We start from the raw sequence: 23,862 nt of genomic DNA, 5'->3' as shown, positions 1-23,862 counted from the left end.
GTGGGTAGAGTCTCACGGTATGGACACCGACGACCGCACCCGTTGGCTCACCGAGGACGAGCAGCGCGCCTGGCGTACTCATCTCGACGTCGGCAGGCTGCTCAGCTACCAACTGGAGCGCGACCTGCAACCCTTCGGGCTGACTCTCAACGACTACGAGATACTCGTCAATCTCTCGGAGTCGCCCGAGCACCGCATGCGGATGACCGACCTGGCCTCGGCCACCTTGCAGTCCAAGAGCCGACTGTCCCATCAGATCACCAGGATGGAGAAGGCCGGACTGGTACGGCGCGAGTCCTGTGAGTCGGACAAACGGGGGCTGTTCGCCGTGCTGACGGAGCACGGCTGGGACACGATGCGTACGGTGGCGCCGCACCATGTTGATTCTGTGCGGCGCCATTTCATCGACAGCATCGCACCGTCGGACCTGGCCCATCTGGAGCGCATTCTGCGCCCCATCGCGGAGAAGCTGCGGAGTGAGAGGGGCCGTGTGTAAGGCCCCCTGGTCGCCTCAGCCCGCGAGCGGGAGCCGCAGTACGAAGGTGGCCCCTGACTGGGAGGGGCCCTCCGCCCGGAGGGTGCCGCCGTGGCGCTCGGCGACGTCGCGCGCGATGGCCAGGCCAAGGCCGGCGCCACCCTCGTCCCGGGAGCGCGCCGCGTCCAGCCGGACGAACCGCTCGAAGATCCGCTCCCGTTCGGCTTCGGGCACCCCCTCGCCGTCGTCCGAGACAGCGACGGTGAGGCCGTCGCCCTCCCGCCGCACGGCCACGGAGACCCCGGAGCGCGCATGCCGCTGCGCGTTGTCCAGCAGATTCGCCAGTACCCGCGACAACTGCCCCGACGAGCCCCGCACTTCGCCGCCCTCCAGCGTGCCCACCCGTACCGGATGCGGGTCAGCCGCGCGCTGCGCCAGGTGCTCCCGCACCAGCGCGTCCATCGCGACCCGCCCCTCGGCCGGCCGCTCCCCCGCGTCCAGCCGGGCCAGCAGCAGCAGGTCGGCGGCGAGCGTCTGGAGCCGTACGGTGTCCTCGACCGCCTCGTCCAGGTCGAGGAGTTCGGGGTGGGCCGCGGCGACCTCCAGCTGGGTGCGCAGGGACGCGATGGGACTGCGCAGTTCGTGGGAGGCGTCGGCGACGAACCTGCGCTGCCGCTCCACGGACGCCTCCAGCGCGGACAGCGTCTCGTTCGTCGTACGGGCCAGCCGGGCGACCTCGTCCCGCGCTTCCGGCTCCGGGACGCGGCGGGAGAGGTCGGTGCTGGCGGTGATCGCGCTCATCTCCTGCCGGATGCCCTCGACGGGCCGCAGGGCGCGCCGCGTCACCAGCCAGGTGACGCCGGCGACAACCAGCAGCAGCACCGGGAGCCCGAACAGCATGGAGCGGGTCACCGTGGAGACGGCCTCCTGCTGGGCGCCGAGGGAGGCACCGGAGTAGACGGTGACGGGCGTGCCGTCCCGGGTACGCCCCTGGACCGCGGCGACGCTGAACTCCTGGTGGCCGGCGATGTCCTCCCTTTCGTAGGTGACTTCGCCGTCGTCGTCCACCGGAAGGGTAAGAGTCCTGGTCCTGGGCTCGGTGTCGGTCTTGCTGTCGGTGCCGGTGCCGCCGTCGTCGGGATCAGCCGCATCAGCCGCGTCAGCGGCGTCGTCGGGGTCGGCGGCATCGTCGGGGTCGGCTTTGCCGGCGTGATCGGCTTTGTCGTCGGGGTCGGAGGGCTCCGGGGCTGCCGCGTCCTGCTCGTCCCCGTCGTCGGGCCGCTCGACGCGTCCGAAGCGGGCCATCGGACCGCGCCCCTCCAGCGGGTCGCTCGCGCCGAGGACCTTCCCGTCGGCGTCCACCACCTGTGCGGGCTCGTCGCCGTCGAGCCCGTCCACCTGTGAGACCTCGGCGTCGGGCACGTCGGCGAGCTGGGCCGCGATACCGCGCGCCGCGTTCTGCGCGCTGAGCCGTGCAGTGTCGGCGAGGCCGCCGCGGAGCGTGGCCACCACCAGGAAGCCGGCGGCGACGAGGGCCACCGCCACCACCAGGGTCGCCCCGACAGCGGCGCGGACCCGTACGGAGGCCCTACGCACGGCGCGCTCCCCCGCTGCCGTCCCCGAGACGGTACCCGGCGCCGCGCACCGTGCCGATCCAGCCGGGTCCCAGCTTGCGCCGCAGGGCGCTCACGTACACCTCGACGATGTTGACGTCGCCTTCGTAGGCGAAGTCCCACACATGTTCGAGGATCTCCGCCTTGGCGACGACCTCCCCGGCGCGCACCGCGAGGTACTCCAGTACGGAGAACTCCTTGGCGGTCAGCTGCACCTCGCGCTCACCCACCGTGACGCGCTGCGCGCCGGGGTCGACCGTCAGCTCGCCCACCCGGAGGGCCGCCTTGGCACCCCGCGTACGACGGCGCAGCAGCGCCCGGACCCGGGCGAGGAGCACGACGTAGGAGAACGGCTTGGTGAGGTAGTCGTCGGCGCCGGTGTCCAGCCCTTCGGCCTCGTCGTACTCGCCGTCCTTGGCCGTCAGCATCAGCACCGGCGTCTCGTCCCCGGCCGCACGCAGCGCACCGCAGACGCGGTAGCCGTTCATCCCCGGAAGCATGATGTCGAGAACGATCAGGTCGTACTCGTTCTCGACCGCCATGTGCAGGCCCTCGGCTCCGTCGTGCACGACGTCCACGGCGAAGCCCTCGGCCATCAGGCCCCTGGCGAGCGACCGGGCCAGTCTCCGCTCGTCCTCCACGATCAACAGGCGCACACGGACACCCTGCCAAATCGCGGCTGAAGAGGGCTTCAGGTAGCTTCAGCTTACGTTCAGCAATGGTCGGCCACCGTGGAGTCATCGAAAGCGAGAGCATCGAACGACCCGAGGAGTCGAACGCCATGAAGCGCAAGGTCATCATCGCCACCGTCGCCGCCGCCGCGCTGGTCGGAGGTGGTACGGCGACCGCCTTCGGGGTAGCGGGCCACGGCGGCGAGACGGACGGCAAGGCGCCTTCCGCGACCCAGTCGACCGTCCGCACGGCGGACCACGGCGACGACCACGACGACGACCGGAACGACGACCACAAGGACGACGACGGGCGCGACGGCCGGGACGGCGGCCGCTCCGACAGGGCCGAGGACACCGGCGACGCCCGCGTCTCCTTCGGCCGGGCAGCCCACTCGGTGCTCAAGGAGGTGCCCGGCAGCATCACCGAACTGGAGCTGGACACCGAGGGCAACCGGCTGGTGTGGGAGGCCGACGTCCTCGGCAAGGACAACAAGTGGCACGACGTGAAGATCGACGCCATCAAGGGCAACATCGTCCAGAACCGGATCGACAGGCACCACGACGACGACCGCTCCCTCGTGCGCCACGCCGAGCTGGACGCGGCGGCGGCCGGCAAGAAGGCCGCCGAGGCGACCAAGGGCACCGTCACCTCCGTCAGTCTGGACGACGACGGCAAGGACAAGGGCCAGTGGGAGGCCGAGACCGCCGACAAGCGCGGTACGGAGCACGAGCTCGCCCTCGACGGCGCCTCCGGCAAGGTGCTGCACCACGAGACCGAGCAGGCCGACGACGAGCAGGGCGACGACTGACGACCAGCACCCGGGTCACTGGCGCCCCGCGCCCTGTTGATCGACGCCCCCTGCCCCGGTCCCTGACGGGCCCACGGCTCGGTCCCTGACGGCCCGCGGCTCGGTCGGGGGCGTCACCCTCCCTCGGTGACCCCCTCGACCAGTTCGTCGGCGGCCGTGTAGGGGTCCAGCGTTCCACCGGCCACGCGTGCGGCGAGCGCGTCGAGGCGTTTGCCGCCGCGCAGCTCTCCCATCCGGCGGCGCAGCGCGGTGACCGCGATGGTCTCGATCTCCTTCGCGGCCCGCGCCGCGCGGCGCTCAGCCAGCACGCCCCGCTCGTCCATCCAGCCGCGGTGCTTGTCCAGCGCGGCGATCATCTCCTCCACGCCCTCGGCACGCGCTGCCACCGTCTTGACCACGGGCGGCCGCCAGTCGCCCGGCTGCCGGGCCTCGCCGAGGCCGAGCATGTGGTTCAGCTCGCGAACGGTGGCGTCGGCGCCGTCCCGGTCGGCCTTGTTGACGACGTAGACGTCACCGATCTCCAGAATTCCGGCCTTGGCTGCCTGGATGCCGTCACCCATCCCGGGCGCGAGCAGCACGACGCTGGTGTCGGCCTGCGCGGCGATCTCGACCTCCGACTGCCCGACCCCGACCGTCTCGACGAGGATCACCTCGCAGCCCGCAGCGTCCAGCACTCGGATCGCCTGCGGAGCGGCCCAGGCCAGACCACCGAGATGGCCCCGGGTGGCCATCGAACGGATGTAGACCCCCGGATCGGAGGCATGTTCACCCATGCGCACCCGGTCACCGAGCAGCGCCCCGCCCGAGAACGGTGAGGAGGGGTCCACGGCCAGCACACCGACCCGCTTGCCCTGCGCCCGGTACGCGCTGACCAGCGCCGAGGTGGTGGTGGACTTCCCCACGCCGGGAGAGCCGGTGAGCCCGACCACGTAGGCGTTGCCGCAGTGCGGGGCTATGGCGGCCATGGCCTCGCGAAGCTGGGGGGAGGCCCCCTCGACCAGGGAGATCAGCCGCGCCACCGCGCGGGGCGCGCCCTGCCGGGCGCTCTCCACCAAAGCTGCGACATCCGCCATCTGAGACCGCTCCCTTGCTCGTGGGGGCTCCGCCCCTGTCTCCGTCCCTGCTGCGCGGGCTCGGCCCCGCGGACGCGCCCCGGACTCTGCGGGCGCGCCGGTCGCTTCCTTACGGGACGCGGAGGAGGAGGGCGTCGCCCTGGCCGCCGCCCCCGCACAGCGCCGCGGCGCCGAGTCCGCCCCCGCGCCGCTTCAGCTCCAGTGCGAGGTGGAGGACGATGCGCGCCCCGGACATCCCGATCGGGTGGCCCAGGGCAATGGCGCCGCCGTTCACATTCACCTTTTCGGGGCCGACTTCGAGATCCTTCATCGACTGGTGCGCCACGGCGGCGAACGCCTCGTTGATCTCGATCAGATCGAGGTCCTCCACCGCGCGCCCCTCCTTCTTCAGCGCGTGCTGAATGGCGTTGGAGGGCTGCGACTGGAGCGAGTTGTCGGGCCCGGCGACATTTCCGTGCGAGCCGATCTCGGCGATCCACTCGACGCCGAGCTCCTCGGCCTTCGCCTTGCTCATCACCACGACAGCGGCGGCGCCGTCGGAGATCTGCGAGGAGGAACCCGCCGTGATCGTGCCGTCCTTGGCGAACGCGGGCTTCAGCTTGCCCAGCGACTCGGCGGTGGAGTCGCCCCGGATGCCCTCGTCCTCGGAGAAGAGCACGGGGTCGCCCTTGCGCTGCGGAATCTCGACAGGAGTGATCTCCGCGGCGAACAGCCCGTCGCGCTGCGCGGCGGCTGCGCGCTGGTGGGAGCGGGCCGCGATCTCGTCCTGCACGTCGCGCGGAATCCCCAGCCGGGTGTTGTGCTTCTCGGTGGAGGCGCCCATCGCGATTCCCTCGAAGGAGTCGGTGAGCCCGTCGTGCGCCATGGAGTCCAGCACCTCCAGGGCGCCGTACTTGTAGCCCTCACGGGACTTGGGCAGCAGGTGCGGCGCGTTGGTCATGGACTCCTGGCCGCCGGCGACGACGACGTCGAACTCGCCCGCGCGCACCAGCTGGTCGGCGAGCGCGATGGCGTCGAGCCCGGAGAGGCACACCTTGTTCACCGTCAGTGCCGGGACGTTCATCGGGATGCCCGCCTTGACCGCGGCCTGGCGCGCCGGGATCTGTCCGGCTCCGGCCTGGAGCACCTGGCCCATGATCACGTACTCGACCTGGTCCCCGCCGATCCCGGCCCGCTCCAGCGCAGCCTTGATGGCGAAGCCGCCCAAGTCGGCACCGGAGAAGGACTTCAGCGAACCGAGCAGCCGCCCCATGGGCGTACGTGCTCCTGCGACGATCACGGATGTGGTGGTGCTGCTGGAGGAGGCAGTCATCGGCGGATCCCTTCCGCGGGGAAGTTAACGAGGGTTACCACTCAAGATACTGAGCGGTACCACTTCGGGTCACCGGTCGGTGAGTGTGACCGTGCGCACGTTGCGTAACCGCGCGGAGAGCGCTGCACTGTTCCCATGCTGACGCGTATCGACCACATCGGAATCGCCTGCCGCGACCTCGAAGCCACCGTCGATTTCTACTCTCGCACCTATGGCTTCCAGGTGTTCCACACCGAGGTCAACCAGGAGCAGGGCGTCCGCGAGGCCATGCTGCGGATCAACGGCACGGACGACGGCGGCGCGTCCTACCTCCAGCTGCTGGAACCCATCCGGGAGGACTCCGCGGTCGCCAAATGGCTGGCCAAGAACGGCGAGGGCGTCCACCACATCGCGTTCGGCACCGCCGATGTCGACGGCGAATCCGAGGCCATCCGCGACAAGGGCATCCGCGTCCTCTACGACGAGCCCCGCCGCGGCTCCATGGACTCACGGATCACCTTCTTGCACCCGAAGGACTGTCACGGGGTACTCACGGAACTGGTCACCGCCGCCACGCCCGGCGACGAAGACGCGCACTGAGGCGGCCCCTCGGTCCCGGCTGGGGGTCCGGGGGTTATCCCCCCGGGAGACACAGCTTGCACCCGAAGGACTGTCACGGGGTACTCACGGAACCGGTCACCGCCGCCACGCCCGGTGACCAGTCGCGCTGAAGGCGGCGCAGAGCCCGGCTGGGGGTCCGAAGGTCGTCCCCCGGGGAACTGCAGTCCCAGCCGCACCAACGGACCACTGACGTCGGCCTGCACGCCCGGTAGAGTGGGCTTCCGGCCGGGGCGGGCCCTCCCCACCCGTACAGAGATCTCCGGGCTGGGGGCTCGGTCCACGTTCCGCCGATGATCTGACACCATTTCCGGGAGACGTGTCCCTCAAGTCCGGGACACTTCTCCAGGGCAGGGCTCGGATCATCTCCACGACTACCAGGGGACGGATGGGACCGCGCAGTGCGGGGCTACGACCGCTACGAGGCTGACGATCACCTCTCGCAGTTCGAGGCCGAGATGGAGCGGCTGAAGAAAGAGCGGGAGCGGGCCGTCGAGCATGCCGACGACCTCGGCTACCAGGTCGAAGTGCTGCGCGCCAAGCTGCACGAGGCGCGCCGTGCCCTGGCCACGCGCCCTGCGGGGTACGACAACCTCTCCCAGCAGGCCGAGCAGTTGCTCCGCAACGCCCAGCTCCAGGCCGACCAGATGCGCGCCGACGCCGAGCGGGAGCTGCGCGAGGCGCGCGCCCAGACCCAGCGGCTGCTCCAGGAACAGGCCGAGCAGCAGTCCAGGCTGGAGGCCGAGCTGCACGCCGAGGCGGTACGCCGCCGCCAGCAGCTCGACCAGGAGCTCGCCGAGCGGCGCGCCACGGTGGAGAACCACGTCAACGAGAACGTGGCCTGGGCCGAGCAGCTGCGCACCCGTACCGAGCAGCAGGCCCGCCGGCTCATGGAGGAGACCAGGGCCGAGTCCGAGCAGTCCCTGGCCCGGGCGCGCGCCGAGGCGCAGCGGCTGACCGAGGAGTCGCGGCAGCGGCTGAGCGCGGAGGCCGAGCAGGCCCGCAGCGAGGCCGAGTCGATCCTGCGGCGGGCCCGCGCGGACGCCGAGCGGCTGCTGAACGCCGCCTCCACACAGGCGCAGGAGGCCACCGACCACGCCGAGCAGCTGCGTACCTCGACAGCGAGCGAGGTGGAGACCAGCAGGCGCGAGTCCACCGAGCTGATGCGCCGGGCCGAGGAGCGGATGCGGGAGGCCGAGGAGGCCCTGCGCGAGGCCCGCGAGAGCGCCTCCGAGAAGCTCCAGGAGGCCGAGGACGAGGCGGGCAAGCGGCTCGCGGACGCGGAGTCGGAGAACGAGCAGCGCACCCGTACGGCCAAGGCCGAGGTGGCGCGGCTGGTGGGGCAGGCCACCAAGGACGCCGAGGCGATCAAGGCCGAGGCCGAGCAGCTGCGCGAGGACGCCAGGGCCGAGGGCGAGCGGATGATCGCCGAGGCCCGCGAGAAGGCCCGCACCACCACGGCCGAGGAGTCGGCGAACCAGCTCGCCGAGGCTGCCCGTACGGCCGAGGACGTGCTCAACCGCGCCTCGGAGGAGGCCAAGGCCACCACGAAGTCGGCCGCCGAGGAGGCCGAGCGGCTGCGCCGGGAGGCCGAGGAGGAGGCCGACCGGCTGCGCGCCGAGGCGCACGACGTGGCCGAGCAGCTCAAGGGCGCCGCCAAGGACGACACCAAGGAGTACCGGGAAAGGACGGTCGCGCTCCAGGAGGAGGCGCGCAGGCTGCGCGGCGAGGCCGAGCAGTTGCGGGCCGACGCGGTCGAGGAGGGCGAGAAGATCCGCGGCGAGGCCCGCCGCGACGCCGTCCAGCAGATCGAGGAGGCGGCCAACCGCGCGGAGGAGCTGCTGGGCAAGGCGAAAGCCGACGCCGAGGAGACCCGTACCGAGGCCACCACGGAGAGCGAGCGCGTCCGTACGGAGGCGATCGAGCGGGCCACCACGCTGCGCAAGCAGGCCGAGGAGGCGCTGGAGCGGGCCCGTACGGAGGCCGAGGAGCTGCGCTCGCAGGCCGAGGAGCAGGCCGAGCAGACGCGAGCGGAGGCCGAGGAGGCCGCGCGGCGCACCCGCGAGGAGACCGAGCAGGCGCTCCGCGAGCGCAAGGCCGAGACCGAGACGGAGCTGACCCGGCTGCGCGAGGAGGCCGAGGCCAAGCTGGCGCAGGCCGAGTCCGGTCTGACCGAGGCCCGTACCGAGGCCGAGCGGCTGCGGGACGAGGCCAGGGCGGAGGCCGAACGGCTGCGCTCCGAGACGGCCGAGCGGGTGCGCACGCTGCGCGAGCAGGCCGAGGAAGAGGCCGAAAGGCTGCGCACGGAGGCGGCCTCGGACGCCTCGCAGGCCCGCGCGGAGGGCGAGTCGGTCGCCGTCCAACTGCGCAGCGAGGCGGCGGCGGAGGCCGAACGGCTGCGCGAGGAGGCCAAGGCCACCGCCGACCGGGTACGCGCCGAGGCGGACGCGGCCGCCGAGCGGACCAACGCGGAGGCCGCCGAGGCGCTCAGCGCGGCGCAGGAGGAGGCGGCCCGCCGCCGGCGCGAAGCCGAGGAGTTGCTGACCGAGGCCCGCGAGGAGGCGCACCAGGAGCGCACCGAGGCCCGCGAGCAGAGCGAGGAGTTGCTGGCCGCGGCCCGCAAGCGGGTCGCGGAGGCCCACGAGGAGGCCGAGCGGCTGACCGAGGAGGCCGAACGCCGCGCGGCCGAACTCGTCTCGTCGGCCGAGGAGACGGCGCAGCAGGTGCGGGACTCCGTCGCGGGGCTGCGCGCGGAGGCCGAGGAGGAGATCGCCGGACTGCGGTCGGCCGCCGAGCACGCCGCCGAGACGCTGCGCCGGGAGGCGCAGGAGGAGACCGAAGCCGCCAAGTCGCTGGCGGAGCGGACCGTCTCGGACGCGATGGCGGAGGCCGAGCGCACCCGCGCCGACGCCCAGCGGGTCGGCGAGGAGGCACGCGCCGAGGCCGACCGGCTGCTGGACGAGGCCCGCGAGCAGGCCGCCAACAAGCGCGCCGAGGCCGCGGAACAGGCCGACCAGCTCCTCGCCAAGGCCCAGGAGGAGGCCGAGCGGACCCGAGCCGAGGCCGAGCAGTTCGACAGCGAGACCCGCGCGAAGGCCGAGAAGTACAGCCGGGACACCCGCGGCGAGGCCGAGCAGTTCAGCCAGGAGACGCGCGCCGAGGCCGAGCAGTTCAGCCAGGAGACGCGCGCCGAGGCCGAGCGGGTCGGCGCCCAGCTGCGCGCCGAGGCCGAGCAGTTCAGCGAGCAGACCCGCGCCGAGGCCGAGCGGGTCGGCGAGGAGGCACGCGCCGAGGCCCAGCGGCTGCTGGACGAGGCCCGCGAGCAGGCCGCCAACAAGCGCGCCGAGGCCGCGGAACAGGCCGACCAACTCCTCGCCAAGGCCCAGGAGGAGGCGCTGCGCACCCAGGCGGCCGCCGAGGAGCAGGCCGACTCGATGGTCGGGGCCGCGCGTGCCGAGTCCGAGCGGCTGGTGACCGAGGCCAGGGCCGAGGGCCGGGAGCTGGTGGAGAAGGCCCGCTCCGACTCGGACACCATGCTGGAGGAGGCGCGCAGCGACTCCAGCGCGATCCGCGAGCGCGCGGAGGAGCTGCGGGCCCGGATCGAGGCGGAGGTCGAGGAGCTGCACGAGCGGGCCCGCCGGGAGGCGGCCGAGGCGATGCAGTCGGCGGGCGAGCGCTGCGACAAGCTCGTACAGGCCGCCGAGGAGCAGTTGGCCGAGGCCCGGGCGAAGGCCGAGGAACTGCGCACGGACGCGGACGCGGAGGCCGGCCGGGTGCGTATCGCCGCCGTCAAGAAGGCCGAGGGGCTGCTCAAGGAGGCCGAGCAGAAGAAGGCCGCGATGCTGCGCGAGGCCCAGCAGGCGCGCGACGAGGCCACGGAGGAGGCCCGGCGCACGGTGGAGGCCGGACAGCGCGAGCTGGATGTGCTGGTGCGGCGCCAGGAGGACATCAACGCGGAGATCTCCCGGGTGCAGGACGTGTTGGAGGCGCTGGAGTCGTTCGAGACGCCGGGCGCCGCTTCAGCGGCCGGGTCGGGCTCCGGCAACTCGGGCAATACTGATTCCGCTTCCGATTCCGCTTCGGGCTCCGGCGGCTCGGGCTCCGGCGGCTCGGGCTCCGGCGGCTCGGGCTCCGGCGGGTCGGGACGCGGCTCAGGGTCCGGCGCTGCGTCTTCCGGCAAGAAGGGCGGACGAGACACCGGAACAAAGGGTGGTGTGACAGCGGGCGTTGGCGCTGGTACAACTCGTTCGAGTGGCAAGGGTTCGGAGAGTTAGCCACTCGAATGAGGGCACATTCTCCAGATCAAACACGCATAAGCTCGATGACACGCCGCTTCGGCCCCTAGGATTCCCTCTATCACTCCCCCGTCTGATAACCCGTCTGACTCGACAGGAACCCCATGAGCGACACTTCCTCCCCCTTCGGCTTCGAGCTCGTGCGGCGTGGCTACGACCGCGGGCAGGTGGACGACCGCATCACGAAGCTCGTCGCCGACCGTGACAGCGCCCTGGCCCGTATCACCTCTCTGGAAAAGCGCATCGAGGAACTCCACCTCGAAACGCAGAACGCCCAGGCTCAGGTAAACGACGCGGAGCCGTCGTACGCCGGTCTCGGTGCCCGTGTCGAGAAGATCCTCCGCCTCGCGGAGGAAGAGGCCAAGGACCTGCGTGAGGAGGCCCGTCGCGCCGCCGAGCAGCACCGCGAACTCGCCGAGGGCGCGGCGCAGCAGGTGCGCAACGACGCCGAGGCGTTCGCCGCCGAGCGCAAGGCGAAGGCCGAGGAAGAGGGCGCCCGCATCGTCGACAAGGCCAAGAGCGAGGCCGCGTCGCTGCGCAGCGAGGCGGAGAAGGACGCGCAGTCCAAGCGCGAGGAGGCCGACACCCTCTTCGAGGACACCCGCGCCAAGGCGGCCCAGGCTGCCGCCGACTTCGAGACCAACCTGGCCAAGCGCCGCGAGCAGTCCGAGCGCGACCTGGCCTCCCGTCAGGCCAAGGCCGAGAAGCGGCTCGCCGAGATCGAGCACCGCGCCGAGCAGCTGCGCCTGGAGGCCGAGAAGCTGCGCACGGACGCGGAGCGCCGGGCCCGGCAGACCGTCGAGACCGCGCAGCGCCAGGCCGAGGACATCGTCGCCGACGCCAACGCCAAGGCCGACCGGGTGCGCAGCGAGTCCGAGCGGGAGCTGGCCGCGCTCACCAACCGCCGCGACAGCATCAACGCACAGCTCACCAACGTGCGCGAGATGCTGGCCACGCTCACCGGCGCCGCTGTGGCGGCGGCGGGCCAGCCCGGCGAGGAGGTCGGGGACGAGGAAGCCGCGGGCCGCTCGGTTCCGGCCCAGCAGACCCGCTGACCGCTGCGCGGCGCTCTTCCCCGGCCCAGCTCCTGACCCGCCGCGACGGCGAGGCGCTCCACGGCGCGGACCGGCTGCGCTGTACCCGGTGCAGCTCCCGGGTTCGCCCGGCACCGCCGGACAGGCCGTGGGAGTTCGCCACCACTGCGGCGGACAATGGATGGCGCACATGAAGCGGGCCGCACCGTCCGGTGCGGCCCGTTTCACATGTGTGGGTGATGTGCGGATAATGCGCACAAGTGGCGAGGGCCGAAGCCGCCCCTTAGCGTCGAAGAATGATCGAGTTGCGAGACCTCACCAAGCGGTACGGGAACAAGCTCGCTGTCGACGGTCTCACCTTCACCGTACGTCCCGGTACGGTCACCGGCTTCCTGGGCCCGAACGGGGCGGGCAAGTCGACGACGATGCGGATGGTGCTGGGCCTGGACGCGCCCACCCGGGGCGATGTGCGTATCGAGGGCAAGCACTACGGCGAGCTGCGCGAGCCGCTCAACAGCATCGGCGCGCTGCTGGAGGCCAAGGGCGTGCACGGCGGGCGCAGAGCCTACGACCATCTGCTGTGTCTGGCCCAGTCGAACGGCATCCCGGAGCGCCGGGTCGGCGAAGTGCTGGAGATGGTGGGACTGCAGGATGTGGCGCGCAAGCGGCCCAAGGGCTTCTCGCTGGGCATGGGCCAGCGGCTCGGTATCGCGGCCGCGCTGCTCGGCGACCCGCGCATCCTGATGTTCGACGAGCCTGTCAATGGGCTGGACCCGGAGGGCATCCACTGGATCCGCACCCTGATGCAGCAGCTCGCCAGGGAGGGCCGCACGGTCTTCGTCTCGAGCCATCTGATGAGCGAGATGGCACAGACCGCCGAGCACCTGGTCGTCATCGGTCAGGGGAAGCTGCTGGCGGACACCTCGATGGCGCAGTTCATCGCGGAGAACTCCCGTACGCATGTGCGGGTCCGCACCCCCGAGCCGGAGCGGCTGCGGGACGCCCTCGTCGGGTCCGGGCTGCGGCCGGTGACCGGTGCGGACGGCGCCCTGGAGGTGGACGGCGGGGACGCGCCGCGGATCGGCGAACTCGCCGCCGAGCACCGGGTGGTGCTGCACGAGCTGAGCACCCAGCGGGCTTCCCTGGAGGAGGCGTTCATGCGGCTGACCGCCCAGAGTGTCGAGTACCACGCCCACGCCCCGGGCGCTCCGGCCGCCCCACCAGGAGCGCAACCGCCGGGAATCCAGCCGCCATCGGGGACACAGCCGCCGGGGACACAGCCGCCGCCGGGGGCGCAGGCACCTCCGGGGGAACAGCCACCACCGGGGACACAGGCACCGCCCGCCTGGGGTACGGACTGGAAGAAGGGGCGCCGAGGATGAGTCACACCACGCGAGTGCTCAAGTCCGAGTGGACCAAGGTCCGCTCCGTCCGCTCCACCGTGTGGACACTCACCACCGCGTTGCTCGTCTCCGTCGGTCTGGGTGCGCTGATCTGCGGGGTGACCGCCTCCACCTTCGACGACATGTCCACCGCGGACCGGGTGACGTTCGACGCCACCTACACCAGCTTCGCCGGGATGGGCATCGGACAGCTCGCGATGATCGCGTTCGGCGTGCTGATCGTCTCGGCGGAGTACAGCACCGGGATGATCCGCAACTCGCTGGCCGCCGTGCCGCAGCGGGCCGCGTTCCTGTGGTCCAAGGTGCTGATCGCGGGGGTGCTGGTGCTGGTCGTCGGCATGATCACCAGCTTCTGCACCTTCTTCCTCGGACAGGCCCTGCTGGGCTCGCACGGGGTGGGCATCGGCGAGCCGGGAGTGCTGCGCGCCGTAGTCGGCGGCGGTCTCTACATGGCGCTGATCGCGATGTTCGCCGTCGGTATCACCTTCGTACTGCGCAGCCCGCTGCTGGCGTTCGCGATCCTGATGCCGTTCTTCTTCTTGATCTCCAACATCCTGGGCAATGTGGAGGCGACCAAGAAGGTCGGCCAGTACCTCCCCGACCAGGCGGGTACGACGGTGATGGCCGTGGTGCCCGAGACCCTGGACCGGCCGTACGGGCCCTGGGAGGGGCTGTTGATCATGGTCGCGTGGACGGCCGCCGCGCTGGTGGCCGGCTTCGTCGTCCTCAAGAAGCGCGACGCCTGAGCCCGGCGGCCCCCCGCTCGCCGCGTGCGCCGGGGGGGCCGCCGTAGGGAACCATTTCGGAGCCCCGTAACCTCCTAGGCCATGTCCGGGGGCGATCGAGCCCCGAACTGCGTCCAGGGGCAAAGGATGATCGAGGCGTACGGCCTGACGAAGCGCTACGGCGCCAAGACGGCCGTGTACAACCTGTCCTTCCAGGTGCGGCCGGGGGCCGTGACCGGATTCCTGGGGCCCAACGGCTCCGGGAAATCCACCACGATGCGCATGATCCTGGGGCTGGACGCACCGACCTCCGGCCGGGTGACCGTGGGCGGCCACAACTTCCGTGACCTGCCCAACGCACCCCGCCAGGTCGGTGCGCTCCTCGACGCGAAGGCCGTGCACGGCGGCCGCAGCGCGCGCAACCATCTGCTCTCCCTCGCCCAGCTGTCCGGCATCCCGGCCCGCAGGGTCGACGAGGTGCTGGGCGTTGTGGGGCTCCAGGACGTCGGCAAGAAGCGCTCCAAGGGCTTCTCGCTCGGCATGGGGCAGCGCCTGGGCATCGCGGCCGCGCTGCTCGGCGACCCGCAGGTGCTGCTCTTCGACGAGCCGGTCAACGGGCTGGACCCGGAGGGCATCCTGTGGGTCCGCAACCTGATGCGGCGGCTGGCGAGCGAGGGCCGGACGGTTTTCGTCTCCAGCCATCTGATGAGCGAGATGGCACAGACCGCCGACCATCTCATCGTCATCGGGCGCGGACAGTTGATGGCCGACATGCCCGTGCAGGAGTTCATCGAGCGCAACTCCATCGGCTTCGCCCGGGTGCGCACCCCCGACGGAGAGCCCGAGCAGCGCGAGAAGCTGGTCTCGGCGCTGCAGGAGGCGGGCGGCCGGACGCAGCCCGAGGAGGACGGCGCGCTGCGCGTCACCGGGCTGCCGCTGCCGCGCATCAGCGACCTGGCGCACGGCGCCGACGTCCGGCTGTGGGAGCTGTCGCCGCACCAGGCGTCCCTGGAGGAGGCGTACATGCGGCTCACCCAGAGCTCGGTCGACTACCGCTCGACCACCGACATGCGCGCCGGCCTGCAGCAACCGGTCGGTGCCCCCGCGATGGCAGCGCCCACGGCGGCACCGCCGGGAATGGCGCCCCCGCAGGCTGTGCCGGGAATGGCGGCGGCCCCGCAGATGCCGCCGGCCCCGCAGGGCAATCCGTACGCGGCCCAGCAGGCGGCGCCCCAGCCCGGAGTCCCGCAGCCCGGAGCCCCGCAGCCGGGCACGGCACCGCAGCCCGGCCCGGCGCCACAGCCCGGCACCGTCCCGCAGCCGGGCGCCCCTGAGGGCGGCACGCTCCAGATGCGAGCGCCGCAGGCCCCGGCGGACGGAGCGAGCGCCCCGAACCCGTACGCCGCCGGCGCAGCCGCACCTCCGGCAGGACCGATGGCCAAGGGCGCCCCCGCGGCCGCGGGTGGCGACGCGACCAGCACCGCCAAGAACGAAGGCGAGGACGCCTGATGAGCACCCAGCAGTACGAGGGCCAGGCGGGGTACGAGGCCCAGGCGGTCCCGCAGGCCAACTGGCCGAACGGCATCGCCCCCTACAGCTCGCCGATCCCGATGGCCCGTACCCACCTCGGTCACGCGCTCGTCGCGGAGTGGACGAAGATCCGCACCGTCCGCTCGACCGTGTGGACGCTCAGCGTGATGTTCGCACTGGTCGTCGGCATCGGGCTGCTGACGGCGGGGACACTGAGCGGCGAGACCTACACCGGTATGCCGCTGCTCTCCACCGGTTTGTTCGGCCTGATGCTGGGCCAACTCGGCGTGGTCACGCTCGGCGTGCTGGTCATCACCTCCGAGTACGGCACCGGAATGATCCGCACCACCCTCACCGCCTGTCCGCACCGCGGCCGGGTGCTGCTGGCCAAGGCGCTGGTCTTCTTCGTGCTGGCCTTCGCGATGACGACGCTGGCCTGCAGCCTCACCGCGCTGGTCAACTCAGCGCTCCTGAGCGACCAGCAGATTCCCTCGTACGTGGAGGAGGGTTCCTTCGGAGGGACAGTCGAAGGAGGGACACTGGTCGCCTCCAGCGGCGAGTGGCTGGGCGCCACCATCGGCGCCGGGTTGTACGTGGCGCTGCTGGGGCTGCTGTCGCTGGCGGTGGGCGCCCTGCTGCGCCACTCGGCGGGCGCGATCACCACGATGATGGGCGCCATTCTGCTGCCGGTGGTGGTCGGACCGCTGATGCAGACCAGCGAGGCACTCAGGGACGTGGGCCAGAAGCTGGTCGAGTACTCCCCGCTCAACGGCCTTGCCTCCCTCTACCGCATCCCCATGAGCGACGACCAGGACGCCACCGGCTGGCCGCTGCTGGGCGGCCTGGCGGTCGTCACGCTGATCGTCCTCGGGGTGGCCTACGCACTGCTGCACAAGCGCGACGTGTAGCAGCCCGCCGGGGCTGCTCGCCGCATACCGCTGCCCGCTCAGTAGCGTGGCGCGTTACGGGACCGCTGGAGTCTGGCACTCCGGCGGTCCCGTGCGTTCCAGCAGGCGCGGTGCCAGTGGCGGCGGTCGGCCACATCGCCCTGCAGCGGCCAGGCGACGACGTGCGGGACGCCGGGCGGGATCTCCTGGTCGCAGCCGGGGCACCGGTAGTGCTTGACCGCGGCTCCGCCGCTTATCTGCCGGACCGCCCACTCCTCGCCGCGCCAGTCCTCGGTGCGCTCCAGACCGAAGCGCTCCCGCTCGCTGGGCTCCTCGCCACCGCGCCGCCCCCCGGAGCCGGTGCGGGCGGCCTTGGCTGACTTGACGGCACCGCTGCGGGAGCGGTTACGACGCGGGGACACATGGGCACCTCGGGGTCGACAGCGGAGGACGAGTCCAGCGTACGCAGGCGGGCGGCGGCCGCCCGCGGCTGTCCACAGGCACGGGCCGACTGGCGTTCATCTGATGAATGGCATGTCAGGCCGTGCCCTCGGCGCCTGTCCACACGTTATTGCCGGGTGGGGTGCCCGGCCTTCCGGGGCGCCCTGCCCTGGCCGGACCGGACGGCCGCGGGCAGTCACAAGGGCGGTGGGTAATGCGAGTTGGAGCTTTTGTCCTGGGTGCGCAGTTCCCGGGTCAGGGGCAGGGCGAGGCGCTGGACCGTGCGGTGAGCACCGCGGAGGCGGCGGAGGAGGCGGGGCTTGCCGAGGTCTGGCTGGCCGAGCACCACTTCGTCTCGTACGGCGTGTGCCCTTCGGCGGTGACCCTCGCGGGGGTCCTGCTGGGGCGTACCCGGCGGATCGGCGTCGGCACGGCCGTCAGTGTGCTGCCCAACACGCACCCGGTGGCGCTCGGTGAGCAGACCGCACTGCTGCATCTGCTCTCCGGTGGCCGCTTCACGCTCGGGGTCGGACGCGGCGGGCCCTGGGTGGACCTGGAGGTCTTCGGCGGCGGGCTGAGCGCCTACGAGGAGGGCTTCCCGGAGGCGCTGGACCTGCTGCTGCGCTGGCTGCGCGAGCCCAGGGTGAGCGCGGACGGGGAGCGCTACCGCTTCCGCGAGGTGCCCGTGGTGCCGCGCCCGGCGAGCGCCGCCCCGCCCGGCGCGCCGGCCACGCTCGCCCGCGGGGCCGAGGAGGAGGGCGGGCCCGGTGTGGTCGTCGCCTGCACCTCTCCGGGGTCGGTGCGGCTGGCCGCCGAACGGCTGGTGCCCATGCTGCTGGGCATGCACTGCGGGGACGAGGACAAGGCGGACATGACCCGCCTGTGGCGGCGTACGGCGCTGGCGGCCGGGCACCCGTCCGAGGCTGTGGAGGCGGTTGCCGGGCGGCATGTGTCGGCGGGCGTGGTGCAGGTGGCCGACTCGCACAGCGAGGCGCGGCGGTCGCTCGCCAAGGCGCTGCCTGGCTGGCTGCGCGAGGGACTGGGCCAGCATGTGACCGTCGACGGCAGGCCCCGTCCGATGCGCGACCCGGTCGGCTATACGGAGCTGCTGTGCGATCTGCACCCGGTGGGCGCGCCCCGGCTGTGCGCCGACCGGCTCGCGGCGACGGCGGAGCGCACCGGAATCAGCCGCTTCGCACTGCTGGTCGAGGGCGGCGGCGAGCACGACGGCACGCTGCGGAACGTGCACCGGCTGGCCGATGAGGTGCTGCCGCTGCTCGGCTGAGCCGGGCAGCGGCAGGGCTGGCGGCACCCCCGCAGCAAAGGCTGAAAAACGTTGCAGGCGGCCCATGCCACGGGCACGGTCCGCCGTGCGTGGAGCGCGCTCGCGGCACACCGCCGAGCGGTTGCGGCGGTGACACTCCACCGCCGCAATCGCCTCATGGCTCCGTCCGCCGTCCGGACCGCTCAGCAGTCGCGCAGTTCCGGGGACTGGTTGAGGAGCTGACCGCGTATGGAGGTGAACCGGGCGAGCCGGTCGTCCACCGAGGCGTCGAGCGGGAAGACGGCGACACGGTGGCAGTTCTGGAACGCGAGGCGCACGCCGAAGTGTCGCTCCAGCGCACCCCGGATGGCGTCGCTGGCCAGTGCGCGGAGCAATTGCCCGCGGTGCTGCTCATCCGGCGGCGGTGTCTGGTTGTCGGCGAACTCGCCGCCGTCCACCTTCAACTGAGCGACGAGCGAACTGACCATCTCCCAGGCGTACGGGAGGGAGGTGCGGACGCAGTCGATGAACGCCGCCTCATCCACCTCGCCACGCTCTGCCTGATCCAACAGCGCAGGTGGGACGTCGAGCGACATGGGTTTCTCCTCTCGCGACCCGGGCCCGGAAGCCGGGTCTCTTGGGGGTGAAGGGACATCACCGCGTAACCGCGCAACCTCGGACGGCGACGCCCAGCCTTACCGTACGGCCACGAGGGTGAGAGCAGCACGAGAATGGGCATACTCGCGCCACTGCCGAACACCCCATCCGGGGGCGAATCGCGCACCACAGGGACTGTCGAGTAGCGTGACCGACCATGCGTCTCGTCATCGCCCGCTGCTCTGTCGACTACGCCGGCAGGCTCACCGCACACCTGCCCTCGGCACCCAGACTTATCCTGGTCAAAGCGGACGGTTCGGTGTCCGTCCACGCCGACGACCGTGCGTACAAACCCCTCAACTGGATGTCTCCCCCGTGCACCCTGAAAGAGGGAGACGACAAGCGCTGGACGGTGGAGAACAAGACAGGCGAAAAGCTGATCATCACTATGGAGGAGATACTGCACGACTCCTCCCACGAACTGGGCGCGGACCCGGGCCTGATCAAGGATGGCGTGGAAGCACACCTCCAGGAGCTCCTCGCCGACCGGATGGAGACTCTCGGCGAGGGCTGGTCACTGATCCGCCGCGAGTTCCCCACCGCCATCGGCCCTGTGGACATCCTGGGCAGGGACGGTGACGGGACGACCGTCGCCATCGAGATCAAGCGCCGCGGCGAGATCGACGGCGTCGAACAGCTCACCCGCTACCTGGAACTCCTCAACCGCGACCCGCATCTGGCCCCCGTCAAGGGCGTCTTCGCGGCCCAGGAGATCAAACCCCAGGCCCGGGTGCTCGCCACGGACCGCGGAATCGACTGCGTCACTCTCGACTACGACGCGCTGCGCGGTATCGAGGACGACAAACTCCGGCTGTTCTGACCTCCACTGTCCCGACTCCGGCCACCGCCCGCAGGCGGTGGCGCGGACTCCAGCGCACGCAGGATGCGGGTCAGATCGGCCGGGGCCGCCGCGAGGCGCACCGGCTCCCCCGCGTCGTCGAGTTCGGCGATGTGCCAGTTTCCGGGGACGGTGCCGCTGTCGTCGCCCCTGACGCGCCGCACCTGGCCGACGGTGAGCCGTTCCACCGGTATCGGCTTCGCCGCCCACCGGCCCGGTCCTGAGTGGGGCGTCACCGCCGGCGGACCGCCTCCGATGACGATGTGGGTACCGAAGCCGTGCGGGTTGTAGGCGGTGTGCTCCAGGAAGCGTGCGGGCAGGAAGACTTCGCCTTCCTCCTCCGGGGAGGAGGAAGGGGCCGCCTCGGTCTCACGGGCCGCTGCGGGGGTCCGCAGCCGGGTGGCGCGCCAGGCCCAACCGAAGAGGACCAGCGTGCCCACCGAGCCCCCGACTGTCCACGCGGTCACCCCGCCGGAGGCGAACGGGTCGGCGACGTGGAGGTAGCAGAGCGGCACCAGCCACAGCGCCGTACCCACGAGCGCGCCCGCGAACGGGAGTGCCGAGGGGAGGACTTCGTCGTCCGGGCGCCGTCGCCCGCGCAGCCGCAGCACCACCTTGGCGCCGGGATAGCCCGCGGCCAGGGCGAGAGCGGCGGCGAGGGCGGCCACGTCCCCGGCGCCGGGGACGTGCTCGCGCCAGACGTGCCCCTCCCCCGCCACCTTCATCACCTGGCCGCGCCAGACGGTCAGTTCGACGTCGTCACCGGCTTCGAACGCGAGCGCCGCGTCGCGGGAGACGCCGATCCGCTCCAGCGGCCGGCCGCCGTCGAAGTACAGCCATCCCCGCTGCTTGGGCCGGCCGGCGTCGGTCCGTGCGATGACGGCAGGCAGGGTCTCCAGGCAATCCCTTCGCTCACCGGCGGGCGTCCGCGCCGTGCAGGGTGCGGCCTTCTGCCACGCCCGCTCGTACGAGCCGGCGTCCGGCACGTACGAGGCGGCGACGCCCGCGCCCGCGAGCAGCAGCACGAACAGGCTCAGCGCCACCGCCCAGGGCCGGCCCCGGGTGCGGTACGAGAGCACGGGGAGGTGGTCGGAACCGGGGGCCCCGTGGCGCCGGTGCAGTCCGCGCAGTTCCTCCAGCGTGGCGCGGAAGTCGGGGTCCTCGTAGAAGCCGCGCGGCAGGGGCAGGAGGCGCTTGCGTCCGTCCCGCAGCACCACGCTGACGCGGCCGGTGGTCTCGACCCGGTGGTTGAGCTCGTGCCTCAGGTACACCCGCAGATCGACGACGCCGGTCCACGGCGCGCTCCACCGGCGCAGCAGCGTACGGGAGCGCAAGCCGTGCGCGTCGGCGGTCACCCGCGCGGTGACCGCGTACAGCGCCGCCGCGCCCGACAGCGCGAAGAACAGAGCGATGGCCACCCACACGCCCCACGGCCCGCCCCGGTGCGCGAGACCCACAGCGCACGCGGCAGCAACGGCGGCACCCGTGGCGCCGATCCCGGCGCACGACCACAGGGTGCGCCTCCAGCGGGGGCGGCAGATCACTTCTCGGCCTTCGGTCATGGTACGAATCCTGCCGCTACGGGGCCGTCCGCGCCTGTGCACGGTGCGGCAGCCTCCGGGCGAGCGTCACTGCCGATGTACGGCAGAACCGGCCCGGACACCCGGCGGACGCCCGTGCTAAGACGCCGAAGGGTCCGCCGAGCCGGAGCCTGGGGCCGAGCCCGTGCTCTGCCCGGTGCTCGGGGAGCGGTCGGTCGATGTGGCGGTGTGGTCCACGCTGCCGGTCGGGGTCTTCGGCGGCGGGTCCTGCGAGGACGGGTCGTCGCTGGGGCTGGGCGACGGGTCCTGCGAGGAGGGCGGGTCCTCGGGCGAGGAGGACGGGGGCCGGTCCGGCGAGGACGGCGGGCGTTGGGGCGAGGACGGCGGCTGCTGCGAACTGCCCGGGTCTTCGGGGGCGCTGGAGGAGTCCCGGGATGAGCTCGGCCCGTTCCCGGGCTCCCCGTTGTCCTGGGGAGTCGTCAGCGCCTCGGTGTCCTGCGACGGCTTGCCGGCCGCCGGCTGCGGCCGGTCGGGCTGTCCGCTCCGGCCGCCGTCGCCGGGGGACGCGTCGCCGGGGGCGTTGTCCTCGTCGTCCTGGGAGGTGCCGGAGTCCGGCTTGACGGAGTCCGGGGGACTGTCGTCGGAGACCGTGCCGAGGGTGACGACGGTGCCGAGGACGGCGGCGAGCAGCGCTCCGGCACCGGCCGCTGCCAGGTTCCGCTTGCTGCTGGCGAAGGCGCGCCAGCCGCGCGGCGCGGTGTGCCGCGCGCCCGAGCGCGCGCCGTGTGAGGCGGAGCCGGTCGCGTCGTGAGCGGCGTCCGCCGGTGAGACCAGCGTCTCTCCCGGCTGCTGCTGAGCGGCGGCGGCCGAAACCACCGCCGTGGTGGCCGCGTCGGTTCCGGCATCCACTGCGGCTACGGCCCCGGGAGCGCCCAGGGCCGGGGTGTTGGCCGGGCCTGCCCCGGCAGCCTGCTGCGCGGTCGCGGCGGTCGTGCCTTGTGCCGGTGTCCGCCCGGCTGCGGGACGGGACGGCAGCGCGGCCGGTCCCCGGGTGCCGGTCGCGGCGAGCCGGTCGGTCACCAGTGCCAGCGCCCTGCGGGCCGCGACCATGCCGCGCTGTTCGGCCAGGGTGCCGCGCAGTCCGAGGGCCGTCTCCAGCTCGGAGCGGGCCCGCTCGGGGTTGCCGGCGGAGAGGGCGAGGATGCCCAGCTCGTGATGGAAGTAAGCCTCTTCGGCGAGCTCGCCGGAGGCCCGTGCGGCCTCCTGGCCGCAGCGCAGCACCCGCTCCCAGGCACTCCAGCGCATCCCGGCCGCCAGTACGGGCGCGGCGGTACGCGCCAGCAGGACCGCGGCGTTGGCGTTCCCGTCGCGCTGAGTGGCGCGTACGGCGGCCAGCAGCGCGTCGGCCTCCAGCGCGACGCGGTCGGCGGTGACCGAGGACTGCCCGGCCCACCAGCCGTAGTGCTGTGCGGCGGCGAGCGCGTAGGCGGCGCGGCCGTCGGCGAACCCGGCGTCGGTCAGCTCGGCGGCGACACCTGCGGCGAGCTTGAAGTGGCCGCCTGCCGGGCTGATCAGGCCGGAGGTCAGCAGTTCGGTGACGCTGTCCTCGGCCTGCGGGTCGTTGGTGAGCGCCGGGAGGTGGTCGGAGTGCGGCAGCTCCCCGTCGAGCGCGAGGGCCAGCCGCAGTGCTCCGCGTCCGGCCTCGGTCAGGGCCGCGGCCAGCAGCGGGGCCAGCGCCACATCGTCCGGCAGTTCGGCCACGAGACTGCCGCTGCCCTGCAGCCGCAGCAGCGCTCCGGCCTGGACGAAGCGCAGCGGCAGCCCCTCGGAGCCGAACCACAGGTCGGCCGCCCAGTCGGCCTCGTCGTCGGTGAGCTGGCGGTGGACGGCCCGCTCCATCAGCTCCATGCAGGCGGTGCGGCTGAGCCCCGGCAGGAACATCTCGTCGACGTAGCTGCCGGGGGCCGGGGCGGGAGCGTCGGGTGCGGCAGTGAAGAGGAAGGCGCACTCGGGAGTGGCCCGCAGCAGCTCGTCCAGGGCCGCACCGCCGAACTCCAGGTCGTCGACGAGGACGACCGCGCCGACCTGGCCGAGCGCGCCGACCAGCTCCGCCTTGCCCGGGCGGTGCAGAGGTGCGCTGTGCACAGCGGCGAACAGGTCGTACATCAGGTCGCTGGGGGTGCGGCGGTAGCCGCTGAGGCGGACGACTCCGTCGGGGGCGAGCGAGGTCACATCGGCGGCCACGGCGTCCAGGAGGACGCTGCGGCCCGATCCGGCGGGGCCGGTGAGCCGGACGGAGCGGCCGCGGGAGAGCAGCCGGGAGAGCCGGTCGCGCTCCTCGTCCCGCTCCAGCAGGCTGCCGGGCGGCAGCGCAGCGGCGGCGGCCGCCTGCGGGACGGGGCGCTCCTGCGGGGCGCGCTTGGGCGGGGTGCCGTGCCGCTCCCCGGGCGGGCAGGGTTCGATCTCGCTGCCGTCGACGGGGTTGACCGTCACGAGGTACTGGTCGGCCACGAGCCGGACGGCACGGGCCGGCTCGCCGGCCGTCCCGGCGCCCGCCTCATTGCCGGTCCCGTCGCTCGTCCCGCCGCCGGTGGTCGCGTGCTCGTCCCCGGGTGCGTGTCGCTCGCTGCCGTGCCGTTCCATCGTCGTCATGTCTCCCAAGAGCAGGTGGCGCGCCCGACCGAACGGGAGGGGCCG

19 protein-coding genes are annotated in these 23,862 nt (G+C 72.5%); 11 read left to right on the top strand and 8 right to left on the bottom strand.

What is annotated here, in order from left to right:
- Positions 1 to 19 precede the first annotated feature (19 nt).
- On the top strand, positions 20 to 496 hold the full coding sequence (locus JW592_RS10035) for a MarR family winged helix-turn-helix transcriptional regulator (RefSeq protein ID WP_209264611.1): 477 nt from the start codon (positions 20 to 22) through the stop codon (positions 494 to 496).
- 15 nt (positions 497 to 511) lie between these two features.
- Here the strand turns inward: JW592_RS10035 and JW592_RS10030 are convergent, their stop codons facing one another.
- Positions 512 to 2,071, bottom strand: coding sequence for a sensor histidine kinase (locus JW592_RS10030; RefSeq protein WP_209264610.1), 1,560 nt, complete (start codon positions 2,069 to 2,071; stop codon positions 512 to 514).
- On the bottom strand, positions 2,064 to 2,744 hold the full coding sequence (locus JW592_RS10025) for a response regulator transcription factor (protein WP_209264609.1): 681 nt from the start codon (positions 2,742 to 2,744) through the stop codon (positions 2,064 to 2,066). The genes JW592_RS10030 and JW592_RS10025 overlap by 8 nt, the downstream gene beginning before the upstream one ends.
- 125 nt (positions 2,745 to 2,869) lie before the next feature.
- Between JW592_RS10025 and JW592_RS10020 the strand changes: the two genes are divergently transcribed.
- Positions 2,870 to 3,568 (top strand): PepSY domain-containing protein, encoded by a 699-nt coding sequence (locus JW592_RS10020; protein WP_209264608.1) that lies wholly within the window; start codon positions 2,870 to 2,872, stop codon positions 3,566 to 3,568.
- A gap of 113 nt (positions 3,569 to 3,681) precedes the next feature.
- Here the strand turns inward: JW592_RS10020 and meaB are convergent, their stop codons facing one another.
- Positions 3,682 to 4,641 (bottom strand): methylmalonyl Co-A mutase-associated GTPase MeaB, encoded by a 960-nt coding sequence (meaB, locus tag JW592_RS10015; protein WP_209264607.1) that lies wholly within the window; start codon positions 4,639 to 4,641, stop codon positions 3,682 to 3,684.
- A 109-nt stretch (positions 4,642 to 4,750) separates the two neighbouring features.
- On the bottom strand, positions 4,751 to 5,953 hold the full coding sequence (locus JW592_RS10010; RefSeq protein WP_209264606.1) for an acetyl-CoA C-acetyltransferase: 1,203 nt from the start codon (positions 5,951 to 5,953) through the stop codon (positions 4,751 to 4,753).
- A 135-nt stretch (positions 5,954 to 6,088) separates the two neighbouring features.
- Between JW592_RS10010 and mce the strand changes: the two genes are divergently transcribed.
- The 7 genes from mce (at position 6,089) to JW592_RS09975 (ending at position 16,445) form a co-directional block, all read left to right on the top strand.
- Complete coding sequence (mce, locus tag JW592_RS10005) at positions 6,089 to 6,532, top strand: methylmalonyl-CoA epimerase (protein ID WP_209264605.1); 444 nt, start codon at positions 6,089 to 6,091, stop codon at positions 6,530 to 6,532.
- Between the two features lie 419 nt (positions 6,533 to 6,951).
- On the top strand, positions 6,952 to 10,824 hold the full coding sequence (scy, locus tag JW592_RS10000; RefSeq protein ID WP_209264604.1) for a polarized growth protein Scy: 3,873 nt from the start codon (positions 6,952 to 6,954) through the stop codon (positions 10,822 to 10,824).
- 125 nt (positions 10,825 to 10,949) lie between these two features.
- Positions 10,950 to 11,900 (top strand): coiled-coil domain-containing protein, encoded by a 951-nt coding sequence (locus tag JW592_RS09995; protein WP_209264603.1) that lies wholly within the window; start codon positions 10,950 to 10,952, stop codon positions 11,898 to 11,900.
- Positions 11,901 to 12,175: 275 nt separating this feature from the next.
- Positions 12,176 to 13,261, top strand: a complete 1,086-nt coding sequence (locus JW592_RS09990; protein ID WP_209264602.1) for an ABC transporter ATP-binding protein — start codon at positions 12,176 to 12,178, stop codon at positions 13,259 to 13,261.
- Positions 13,258 to 14,028: an ABC transporter permease gene (locus JW592_RS09985; RefSeq protein ID WP_209264601.1), complete on the top strand. Its 771-nt coding sequence runs from the start codon at positions 13,258 to 13,260 to the stop codon at positions 14,026 to 14,028. The genes JW592_RS09990 and JW592_RS09985 overlap by 4 nt, the downstream gene beginning before the upstream one ends.
- 126 nt (positions 14,029 to 14,154) lie before the next feature.
- Positions 14,155 to 15,516, top strand: coding sequence for an ABC transporter ATP-binding protein (locus tag JW592_RS09980; RefSeq protein ID WP_209264600.1), 1,362 nt, complete (start codon positions 14,155 to 14,157; stop codon positions 15,514 to 15,516).
- On the top strand, positions 15,516 to 16,445 hold the full coding sequence (locus JW592_RS09975) for an ABC-2 transporter permease (RefSeq protein WP_209264599.1): 930 nt from the start codon (positions 15,516 to 15,518) through the stop codon (positions 16,443 to 16,445). Before JW592_RS09980 ends, JW592_RS09975 begins: the two co-directional genes overlap by 1 nt.
- Before the next feature lie 38 nt (positions 16,446 to 16,483).
- Here the strand turns inward: JW592_RS09975 and JW592_RS09970 are convergent, their stop codons facing one another.
- On the bottom strand, positions 16,484 to 16,846 hold the full coding sequence (locus JW592_RS09970) for an Rv1322 family protein (RefSeq protein WP_209264598.1): 363 nt from the start codon (positions 16,844 to 16,846) through the stop codon (positions 16,484 to 16,486).
- Positions 16,847 to 17,079: 233 nt separating this feature from the next.
- Between JW592_RS09970 and JW592_RS09965 the strand changes: the two genes are divergently transcribed.
- Positions 17,080 to 18,150: an LLM class flavin-dependent oxidoreductase gene (locus tag JW592_RS09965; protein ID WP_209264597.1), complete on the top strand. Its 1,071-nt coding sequence runs from the start codon at positions 17,080 to 17,082 to the stop codon at positions 18,148 to 18,150.
- A gap of 182 nt (positions 18,151 to 18,332) precedes the next feature.
- On the opposite strand, the gene JW592_RS09960 is transcribed toward JW592_RS09965, so the two are convergent.
- On the bottom strand, positions 18,333 to 18,725 hold the full coding sequence (locus tag JW592_RS09960) for an SCO5389 family protein (protein ID WP_209264596.1): 393 nt from the start codon (positions 18,723 to 18,725) through the stop codon (positions 18,333 to 18,335).
- Between the two features lie 218 nt (positions 18,726 to 18,943).
- On the opposite strand from JW592_RS09960, the gene nucS reads away from it, so the two are divergent.
- A complete protein-coding gene (nucS, locus tag JW592_RS09955) occupies positions 18,944 to 19,606 on the top strand; it encodes an endonuclease NucS (RefSeq protein ID WP_209264595.1) in 663 nt (220 codons plus the stop codon).
- Here the strand turns inward: nucS and JW592_RS09950 are convergent.
- Both JW592_RS09950 and JW592_RS09945 read right to left on the bottom strand, forming a co-directional pair.
- Positions 19,558 to 21,186, bottom strand: coding sequence for a PH domain-containing protein (locus tag JW592_RS09950; RefSeq protein ID WP_229375585.1), 1,629 nt, complete (start codon positions 21,184 to 21,186; stop codon positions 19,558 to 19,560). The two genes, nucS and JW592_RS09950, sit on opposite strands and share 49 nt — an antisense overlap.
- 117 nt (positions 21,187 to 21,303) lie before the next feature.
- The gene (locus JW592_RS09945; protein WP_229375584.1) at positions 21,304 to 23,817 is read right to left on the bottom strand and encodes an ATP-binding protein; all 2,514 of its coding nucleotides are present in this window, start codon (positions 23,815 to 23,817) and stop codon (positions 21,304 to 21,306) included.
- Between the last annotated feature and the right edge of the window lie 45 nt (positions 23,818 to 23,862).

This window comes from Streptomyces spirodelae (assembly GCF_017676385.1).
GTDB lineage: Bacteria > Actinomycetota > Actinomycetes > Streptomycetales > Streptomycetaceae > Streptomyces > Streptomyces spirodelae.
The sequence above is the reverse complement of the archived record's forward strand: the minus strand, read 5'-3'. Positions and strand labels throughout refer to the sequence as shown.